The organism is Aminobacter sp. P4_H6_2, assembly GCF_056400805.1.
The window spans coordinates 1-8,646 of record NZ_JBFUKO010000188.1; the positions used below are offsets into that span (position 1 = coordinate 1).

At 61.6% G+C, this 8,646-nt stretch carries 8 protein-coding genes; 7 read left to right on the plus strand and 1 reads right to left on the minus strand.

Going from position 1 to position 8,646, the window contains the following annotated elements:
- The 4 genes from AC1DUU_RS15105 to AC1DUU_RS15120 all read left to right on the plus strand — a co-directional run.
- Positions 1-512, plus strand: a 512-nt coding sequence (locus tag AC1DUU_RS15105) for an alpha/beta hydrolase (protein ID WP_476784224.1), incomplete at its 5' end; no start/stop codon positions are given.
- A 572-nt stretch (positions 513-1,084) separates the two neighbouring features.
- Positions 1,085-1,936 (plus strand): tonB-system energizer ExbB, encoded by an 852-nt coding sequence (exbB, locus tag AC1DUU_RS15110; protein ID WP_476784225.1) that lies wholly within the window; start codon positions 1,085-1,087, stop codon positions 1,934-1,936.
- 11 nt (positions 1,937-1,947) lie between these two features.
- A complete protein-coding gene (gene exbD, locus AC1DUU_RS15115; protein WP_476784226.1) occupies positions 1,948-2,406 on the plus strand; it encodes a TonB system transport protein ExbD in 459 nt (152 codons plus the stop codon).
- Complete coding sequence (locus AC1DUU_RS15120; RefSeq protein ID WP_476784227.1) at positions 2,403-3,296, plus strand: TonB family protein; 894 nt, start codon at positions 2,403-2,405, stop codon at positions 3,294-3,296. Before exbD ends, AC1DUU_RS15120 begins: the two co-directional genes overlap by 4 nt.
- 146 nt (positions 3,297-3,442) lie before the next feature.
- Here the strand turns inward: AC1DUU_RS15120 and AC1DUU_RS15125 are convergent, their stop codons facing one another.
- Complete coding sequence (locus tag AC1DUU_RS15125; RefSeq protein ID WP_476784228.1) at positions 3,443-4,393, minus strand: helix-turn-helix transcriptional regulator; 951 nt, start codon at positions 4,391-4,393, stop codon at positions 3,443-3,445.
- A gap of 363 nt (positions 4,394-4,756) precedes the next feature.
- Here AC1DUU_RS15125 and AC1DUU_RS15130 point away from each other — a divergent pair, with 363 nt between their 5' ends.
- From AC1DUU_RS15130 to AC1DUU_RS15140, 3 genes are all read left to right on the plus strand, one after another.
- A complete protein-coding gene (locus tag AC1DUU_RS15130) occupies positions 4,757-7,036 on the plus strand; it encodes a TonB-dependent siderophore receptor (RefSeq protein WP_476784229.1) in 2,280 nt (759 codons plus the stop codon).
- A 130-nt stretch (positions 7,037-7,166) separates the two neighbouring features.
- Positions 7,167-8,207, plus strand: coding sequence for an ABC transporter substrate-binding protein (locus AC1DUU_RS15135; protein WP_476784230.1), 1,041 nt, complete (start codon positions 7,167-7,169; stop codon positions 8,205-8,207).
- 48 nt (positions 8,208-8,255) lie between these two features.
- On the plus strand, positions 8,256-8,646 hold a 391-nt coding region (locus tag AC1DUU_RS15140), incomplete at its 3' end, for a DUF2218 domain-containing protein (protein WP_476784231.1).

Below are 8,646 nucleotides of genomic sequence, written 5' to 3' on the forward strand. Positions count from 1 at the left end.
ACATGGTGGGACAGGTGCAGCGTGGGATCGGCTGGCTATCGCGCCATGGAGGCGAGTTGGGCTACGACGTCGGTCGTTTGGTTGTCGCCGGTCATTCGTCCGGAGCGCATCTTGTCGCGGCTGCACTCTGTGTCTCGACCGACAGCCAGATCGCGCCTGGCACCGTCAGCGGGGCTGTCTGTGCCAGCGGTGCCTATGATCTCGAGGCCCCCATGCTGAGCGCGCGCGGGGCCTATCTGCAATTAAGTTCCGCCGAGGTCGATACCTTCAGTCCGGTTCGGCATCTGGAGCGTATCAGCTGCTCGATGATCGTTGCCTATGGCGACGGCGAAACCGATGAGTACTGCCGRCACGCGAAATCTCTGCACGCCGGGCTGATGCAAGCTGGCAAGGCAAGCCAGCTCATTGTTGCCAAAGGCCAGAACCACTTCGAGTTCAGCCGGACGCTGGCCGATCAGGACGGCATTCTGTTTCGTGCCACATTAGATCTAGCGTTCAACGGAATTGGCTGACGGCGCCGGCAGTCAAACATCTGAAATGGATAAGTAAAAGCCGTCGCTGGCGCGGCAATCTCGTTTTAGCCGCTGTCCGCATGCGTGGAGCAATGTCGAAAGCCGCTTGCCTGCCGCGCGGAGCGATGGGCTGGAAGCGGTAGAAGCCAAGTAAGAAAATGTGGACGCGTGCCCGCCTCTGCTTTCTTGATAATCACACTCAACAATGTTAGAGGCCGGCTCTGGCGGTGTCAGGTGACGCGACCGCCTGCAACGACCTCGAAACCACCTTGGTTTGCGATCGGGAGACGTGGGATATGCGGGACAGCTGGGCTATCGAGACCGCCGGCAGTGCTTTTCGGTCGAAGGCTCTGCGCCGGTACGCCGTGGCCTTAGGCGTATCATTGTCCCTGGCCTTGCATACAAGCGCTGCCCTGGCGCAACAGGCTGCACCGGCAAGTGCCCCAACCTCTGTCACGGTGCCTGGCCAGAATCTTGACAGCGCACCAGCGGCGGACCTTGCTGGTGAGACGACGCAGCCACCAGCTCAGGCTGACCCCTCCGGCGCGGCTGCCGCGCCCATCAACACCCCCATGACGCCGACCGCCCCCCTTGGCGATGTCGCCGGGAATGCCAACCCGGCCGGCATGGCCGTTGGCGCACCTGCCGACACCAACGTCCCCAAAAGCGTTTTGCCGCACGACCTATCGCCATGGGGCATGTTCATGGCGGCCGACTGGGTGGTCAAAGGCGTGATGATCGGCCTTGCCTTCGCCTCGCTGATGACCTGGACGGTGTGGCTTGCCAAGTCGCTCGAGATCGCCGCCAGCAAGGCGCGGTTGAAAAAGGCGCTGCGCGGCATTCTCCATGCCCGGAGGCTTGAGGATGCAGCTCAGGCCCTTGGAGAGCGTGCAGGTATCGGCAGTGTGCTGGTTCGCGCCGCCGTTGAGGAGATGGAAATGTCGGGCCATGAGCTCGGCTATGGCGACGCCTCAGGCATCAAGGAGCGGGTCGATTCGCGCCTGATGCGCATCCAGGCGCAGGCCGGCCGCCGCCTCAGCCGCGGCACCGGTGTGCTCGCCACCATCGGTTCGACAGCGCCATTCGTCGGCCTGTTCGGCACCGTCTGGGGCATCATGAACTCGTTCATAGGCATCTCGGAGTCCCAAACCACCAATCTGGCGGTTGTCGCACCTGGTATCGCCGAGGCGCTTTTGGCAACCGCTGTCGGCCTGATCGCAGCCATCCCCGCCGTTGTCATCTACAACGTCTTTGCCCGTTCGATCACCGGCTATCGCCAGGGACTGGCCGACGCTGCTGCAGGCGTGCAGCGGCTCGTCAGCCGCGATCTCGACCGACAGCCGCAGCAGCGTTCCGAGCGTTCGAACCCGACCAACGAGCCGGTGCGCGCCAACGGCCGGCTTACTCCTGCTGTAGCTGTCTAGGAGACGGATCAATGGCTGGCGGCATCAGACAATCGCCTGACGAGGACGACCTCCAAGAAAACCACGAAATCAATGTGACGCCGTTCATCGACGTCATGCTGGTGCTGCTGATCATCTTCATGGTTGCAGCGCCGCTGGCGACAGTCGACGTCAATGTCGACCTGCCGGCATCGACGGCGACCCCTTCACCGCGGCCGCAAGAGCCGCTGTACGTGACCTTGAAAGACGACCTCAGCCTCGCCATCGGCCAGGACACCGTGGTCCGGCCCTCTTTCCAGCAGGAGCTCGACCTGCGCGCCAAAGGCGATAAGCAAAGCCGCATCTTCCTGCGTGCCGATCGCGGCGTCGACTATGGCGAGCTGATGGAGGTGATGAACCTGATGCGCGGCGCCGGCTATCTCAAGATAGCCCTGGTCGGCCTCGAAGCCGTACCGACAGCACCCGTGCCAACGACGGGCCAGCCGCAATGAGCATGGCACAGCACGACGATTTCAGCTTCGGGGATGTCAGCCGTCGTGAAGCCGTGCTCTGGTCGGCGGCAGCGGCGGTCATTGTTTCCGTTCACATGGCCGGTGCCTGGTACCTGCATCAGCAACCTGCCATGACGATGGACGAGCCGCAGGGGCAGACGGCGGTGATGATCGACCTTGCACCGATGGCGCTCGCGCCGGAGGCGGTGCCGCAAGAGACATCGGATCTTGTCGACTCCCGGGCCGCAGAAAGCGTCGAGCCGACGGAAACCATCACGCCCGATCCGGTCGAGCCGGAGCCTACGCCTGTCGAGGAAGTCGCCCAGGAAGTTCCCGAGCCGGTGGAAGAAATCGCGGAGAGTGAGCCCGTCGAGGAGGTCGTGCCAGATCTCGTCGAAGCGCCGCTTCCGGAAGTGGCGATGGCCATTCCCGAGCCGCGCCCGGAGGTCGAAAAGCCCAAGTCCGTAGCCAAGCCGGTGCGTGAGAAAAAGAAGACTGAGAAGGAGCCGGTCAAGCAGGCCAAGGTCGAGAAGAAACAACCGGCCAACAGTCCGGCGGCCCAGAAATCGGCGCAGGACAGCGAAACCACCCGCGCAGCAGCCGCAGGCCAAGGCGGCGGTAGATCGATGTCTACCGCCCAATGGAAGGCAAAGGTCTTGAGCCGGATCGCCAGGCAAAAACGTGATGCGACTGGCAACGGATCAGTCCAGATTAGTTTCACGTTCACTGCCGCCGGCGAAATCCTCTCAGCTTCAGTCGCCTCTTCCTCCGGTAACCCGAAATTGGATCAAATCGCTCTTAAGATGGTGCGCCGGGCTTCACCGATACCGGCGCCTCCACCTTCTACGCCCCTATACCTGGTATCCCCTATTACCTTCAAAGCCCGCTGATCCGGGCCGACTCCCTGGCGATCTCGTGCGCAGAGCCTCCCGGCCGCTCCGCCCCTATATTCGCACGCGCCTCAATGGCTGGTGGTGTTCAGTTGCGGGCTTGGATGTCGCGGGCCGACTGGCGATACTTTGGACAGGTCGACGCCCTAGCTTCGCCCGTCCTGCGGCAAAGCCAGCGCCTCGCGGGGGGTGATGCCGAACTGCCGCCGGAAGGCAGTAGCGAAGTTGGCCGGGTTCGAATAACCAGCAATGGCGCTGGCTTCCTGGACGCTGGTCTCGCCACCCTTCAATACTTGGAATGCGCGATCGAGGCGGAGGCGGCGGACGTATTCGAAGACACTGTGACCTTCCGACATGCGGAACAGGCGTTGCAGCCCGCTGGCGCTGATGCCGGATTCGCGCGCGATCAACTCGACGCTCAAAGGCGCGGTCAAACTTTCAGCAATCAGGTCCTTTGCACGCCTGAGACGGATGATTTCATGGCTGCGCAGGATTGAGCCCGGGACGGCTCGGCGGTCGGTATGCATGACCGCTGAGATGGTTTCGGCTACGATCTCGACGGCGCGACCTTCGAGATAGAGATTACGCAAAGTGGGCGAAAATGCTTGCGGCGTGACGATCTGGCGGATCAATTCGGCAACGCGCGGTGTAGTCGCCCAGCGATGATCAGCGAGATTGTCCTTCAGCAGCCTCATGGCCACGCGCTCGTCGCCCATCTCTTCCATGCCGTCGATATTGAGCCATTCGGGCGTCGCCGAGACAACGAGATGGCGTACATGCTGATGCCCCACCGATGCCCGTTCGAAGCTTTCGGCGCCAGAACTCATGATGGCCGCGCCTTGTATGACACCGCGCTGATCGCCCTTGAACTCGAAGCGGCGGTCGCCGATTTTGAGGTCGATCTTGCCATCGAGGAAGAAGATGCAGGACAGCTCCTCGCGCTGGCGCGAGGTCACTGTAAAGTCGCGCTCCTCGACAGCGTCGCTGACATGCAGGAACAGGCCATGGCGTAGCTCCTGACGCAGGTACTCGCCATCGATGAGCGTGTCTTCCATCGATAGCCGGTCGTCTTGGCTGTCAAGAACAACGCCGTCCATTTGCATGAAATCGCTGACCCGGACACGCTTTCGGCCGCTCCGGGCCAAGCTATGATCGCTTAAGCCCGACCTCATTGATGATGCCTTTCCAGCCCCTCGGGCATGTTTCTCTGGATATGCCGCGGCCGGCCCACGCGATCATGGCGCTGGGGCGCAATTTCGTTGGACCGCAAACGTTTCTGATCGTCGCGCAAAGGTTCCTGCGTTGTCAGCCATGCCATGGTGCCCTAGTGAATAGGTTAACTTGATTATAATAGTCAAGTTTTTGAACTGGCGCATCGGCACCAAACCGATGAGCGGATTTGTGGTGAGAGCGCCTTGGCGCGTCCGGATGGGCGCCCGGCGTCTGGATAGGGGCGAAACGTGCGCGGTACGGAGATTTCAAAGAGCCATTCCGGAATAGGCAAACAGAGCTGGCGCCTAAGCGGTGCGCTGCTTCTGGTGTCCACTGTGCTGACCGTCGTTGTCGCCCTACCCGCCCATGCCCAGCAGGCCAAAACCACAACGACTGCTGCAGCAAAGACCGCTGGCGGCAATGCGGTGGTGCTTGAAACAATCGAGGTGGGCACTGAAAGTCCGCGAGGGCCCGACACTGGCATCGTCGCCAAGCGTAGTGCAGCAGCATCCAAGACCAACACTCCACTCATCGAAACGCCACAGGCCGTCAATGTCGTCACCCGCGGCCAGATGGATGCCCAAGGCGTCAATTCTGTCGCCGAAGCATTGCGGTATACGCCGGGCGTTCTGCCCGACCCAAATGGCTACGATCTACGCTATGACTGGCTCTATATCAGGGGCTTCAACAGCTATGGCACCATGTGGCTCGACGGCCTGGCTGTCGCCGGTGACCCGCTGAATTATGCCACGCCGAGCATCCATCCCTATGCGCTGGAGCGCGTCGAGGTCATCAAGGGACCGGCCTCCGTTCTCTACGGCCGCGCCGTACCGGGAGGGCTGGTCAACCAGGTCAGCAAACGCCCGCAAGCCGAGACCTATCGCGAAGCCTCGGTGGAGACCAGCGGCTTCGGCGGCATACAGGGCGCGGTCGATATGACCGGCGCGCTGACTGAAGACGGGAACTGGCTCTACCGCTTCACCGGCCTTGCCAAGAACATGAACACGCAGATCGACATGGAGCGCGATCGCAAGATCATGCTGGCGCCGAGCCTGACTTGGAACCCTAACGACGACACCTCGCTGACGCTCTATGCCTACTACCAGCGCGACCGCGACATCTTCAGCCCACGCTTTTATCCGGCAGTGGGCACGCTGTTGCCAAATCCGGCCGGCCAGATCCCTCGCGAGGTGTTCCTCGGCGATACCAATGCCGAGGAATTCAACCGCGATTATGGCCACATCGGCTATGAATTCTCGCATAGCTTCGACGAAACCTGGACCGTCCGGCAAAACCTGCGCTATGGCTACTCGCAGCAAGATATGTTCCTGGCGCTGGTGAACCCGGCCTTCGCCTATTCGGGCACGCCGTCAAGCCAGCTCGACCGCGTCTCGGCCGTCTCCGACGACTGGACCTCAACCTTCGCAGTCGACAGCCAGGCCGAGGCCAGCTTCCAGACCGGCGATTTCGCCCACACCGCCCTGTTCGGCATCGACTATGTGCGCGGCATCTCCGACACCAATTTCGGCAATACCGGATGGGGCGTGAAAGTGCCCGGAATCGACTTCCTCAATCCGGTCTATGGGCTGCCAATCCCGATGGCACCGGTCACCGCCTCGGCCCATCAGAAGCAGAACCAGATTGGCCTGTATACGCAGGATCAGGTTCACTACGGCGACTGGGTCGGCACGTTCGGCCTGCGCTACGATTTTTCCGACATTGAAACCACCAACCGCATCACCAATGCGGCGATGGTCGAGACCAACGACAGCAAGCTGACCGGGCGTGCCGGCCTGACCTACCTGTTCGACAATGGCCTTGCCCCATATGTCAGCTATTCGACCGCCTTCCTGCCGCTGCTCGGCAACGACAGGTTCGGCAATCCATTCGTCGCTCAGAACGCCGAGCAATACGAGATCGGCATCAAGTACCAGCCCCTCGATGGGCGGGGCCTGATCTCGCTGTCACTGTTCGACTTGACGCTCGACAATGCGCTGACGCCCGACCCGATAGATATCAACCCGACGCGGCCGACGCAGTTTGTGCAAACCAGCAAGCAGCGCGTGCGTGGTGTCGAGATCGAGGGCAAGTACGAACTGACATCTGAGTTCGAACTCCTGGCTTCTTACGCCTATTCCAGCTCGGAAGTGCTTAGTTCCAACAATCCGGTGTCGGTGGGCCGCGAAATGCTGCGCCTGCCCGAGCACCAGGGCAGCTTCTGGGTCAACTATAGCCCGACCTATGCAGAGGGCCTGTCGCTCAGCGCCGGCGTGCGCGCCACGTCGTCCTACCAGACCGACGCCACCTACCTCGAGAAGCTGCGCATCCCCGGCCGCGCGCTGGTCGATGTCGGTGCCGAGTTCGACTTCGGAGCGTTGAAAAAGGAATTCGAAGGCACCAGGCTGCGTGTCAATGTCACCAACCTGTTTGACGAAACCTATGTTTCGCATTGCCTGAACATAACAGGCGGCAGCTGCAATTACGGCGCCGGGCGCGTCTTCACTGCGAACCTGAAAACCACGTGGTGAGGACTTGTTCGTTCCGCATCTGAACATATCCGCCAACAGGCAAGCAGGCCGAAAACGTTTCGGTCTGCTTGCCGTTCTCGGTTGCCTCACAGCCTTGCTTGCCGTGCCGCATGCGTATGCCGAGATCCTGATGCGGGATGCAGCAGGCCGAGAGGTGCGCCTCGAGGCCGCTGCGACGCGCATCGTTACCAACGAACCGCTGCTGCTGTTGTCGCTGGCGCTGATCGATCCCGATCCGGTTTCGAAACTCGCTGGCTGGGCAGCACCCCAGCGTTTTGACCGTGGCATGTATGCCGCCTTCCGCAACCGCTTCCCCGCCATAGACAAGATCCCGGTCGCGGGGGCCGTGGTACCCGCCAATGTGTCGGTGGAATCCATTCTGAGTGCCGATCCAGACCTCTTCGTGGTGAGTCTTTGGCAACCGGGCTGGGAAAGTGCGGTGCAACTGTTGGAGGCTGCCGGCGTACCCGTGATCTTCCTCGACGGCCCGGAAAACGACGCGCGCGGCCCAGCTGAGGCGACGGGATTTTCGATGCGGCTTCTGGGCCAGGCGATAGGGCGGGAGGCCGAGGCCGACGCATTCTCCAATTTCGTCGCTCTACGCTACCAGCTGGTCGCTGAACGACTGAAGGGCGTGGTCGAACGCCCCGAAGTGCTCATCGATGCACATGCGGGCACGCTGTGTTGCGCCATTCCCGGCGCCGACAACCGCATCACTGAAATGATGCGGCTTGCTGGCGGACACAGCATGGGCTCCGACTTGGTCCCCGGCTATGACGGCAAGATTGACGCAGAGTATGTGCTTGGCATAGATTCGCGAGTCTATATCGGCACTGGCGGTCCGCATCTTGCTGCGCAAGGCGGCCTCGTGGTCGGCGGCGGGGTCGATGCCGCGACCGCGCGCGCCTCGCTGAAGGCGGTGACCGGACGCAACTTTCTTGGCGAACTCGATGCGGTGCGCGCGGGCCGCGCTTTCGGCATCTCGCATCAGCTCTCTATTTCGGCACTATCGGTGCTGGCGTTTGAAAGCTTCGCCAAATGGTGCCATCCCGAGCTTTTCTCCAACCTCGATCCTGAACAAACTCTGACCGAGATCAATCGCCGTTTCATGGCCGTGCCGCTTGAGGGGACGTTCTGGATCGGGATCGAGGACGAGATCGCCCGACCATAAGCCCTTGGACGCGGACTTGAAGGACAGCCGCGAATAGACGGAGTTTCGGTGAAGGAATTTGTTACACACACCAGCATCGCGCTGGACGATCCGGACGCGATGATTGCAGCGTTCTGCGAACATATGGTCGAGCATGGCGCCGAGGTGGAGACGTCCGACGACGCCCGCATCGTGCGCTTTGCCCAATCGCGTGCCCGCTTTTGTCGCCTGGCCGACGCCCTTCGCGTCGATGCAGCCGCTAGCAGCCTCGAAGAACTCTATTTCCTTCGCCTCACTGTCGCCTCGCATGTTCTCGAGCTTGCCGAGGACGAGGCTCCTGCCATCGTCTGGGCTGGAGACGGCGACGATTGCGAGCGGCCGCCGAATTTCCAGATCCTTGAGGTGCTGGCGATCCGTGACGTCACTCCTCATATGCGCCGCATCACATTTTCCGGAGAGG

Excerpts from the sequence above, each read along its gene's own strand:
- AC1DUU_RS15125 (WP_476784228.1), bottom strand. The coding sequence starts at position 4,393 with ATGGACGGCGTTGTTCTTGACAGCCAAGACGACCGGCTATCGATGGAA.
- exbB (WP_476784225.1), top strand. The coding sequence starts at position 1,085 with ATGACGCCGACCGCCCCCCTTGGCGATGTCGCCGGGAATGCCAACCCG.
- AC1DUU_RS15120 (WP_476784227.1), top strand. The coding sequence starts at position 2,403 with ATGAGCATGGCACAGCACGACGATTTCAGCTTCGGGGATGTCAGCCGT.
- AC1DUU_RS15135 (WP_476784230.1), top strand. The coding sequence starts at position 7,167 with ATGCGGGATGCAGCAGGCCGAGAGGTGCGCCTCGAGGCCGCTGCGACG.
- exbD (WP_476784226.1), top strand. The coding sequence starts at position 1,948 with ATGGCTGGCGGCATCAGACAATCGCCTGACGAGGACGACCTCCAAGAA.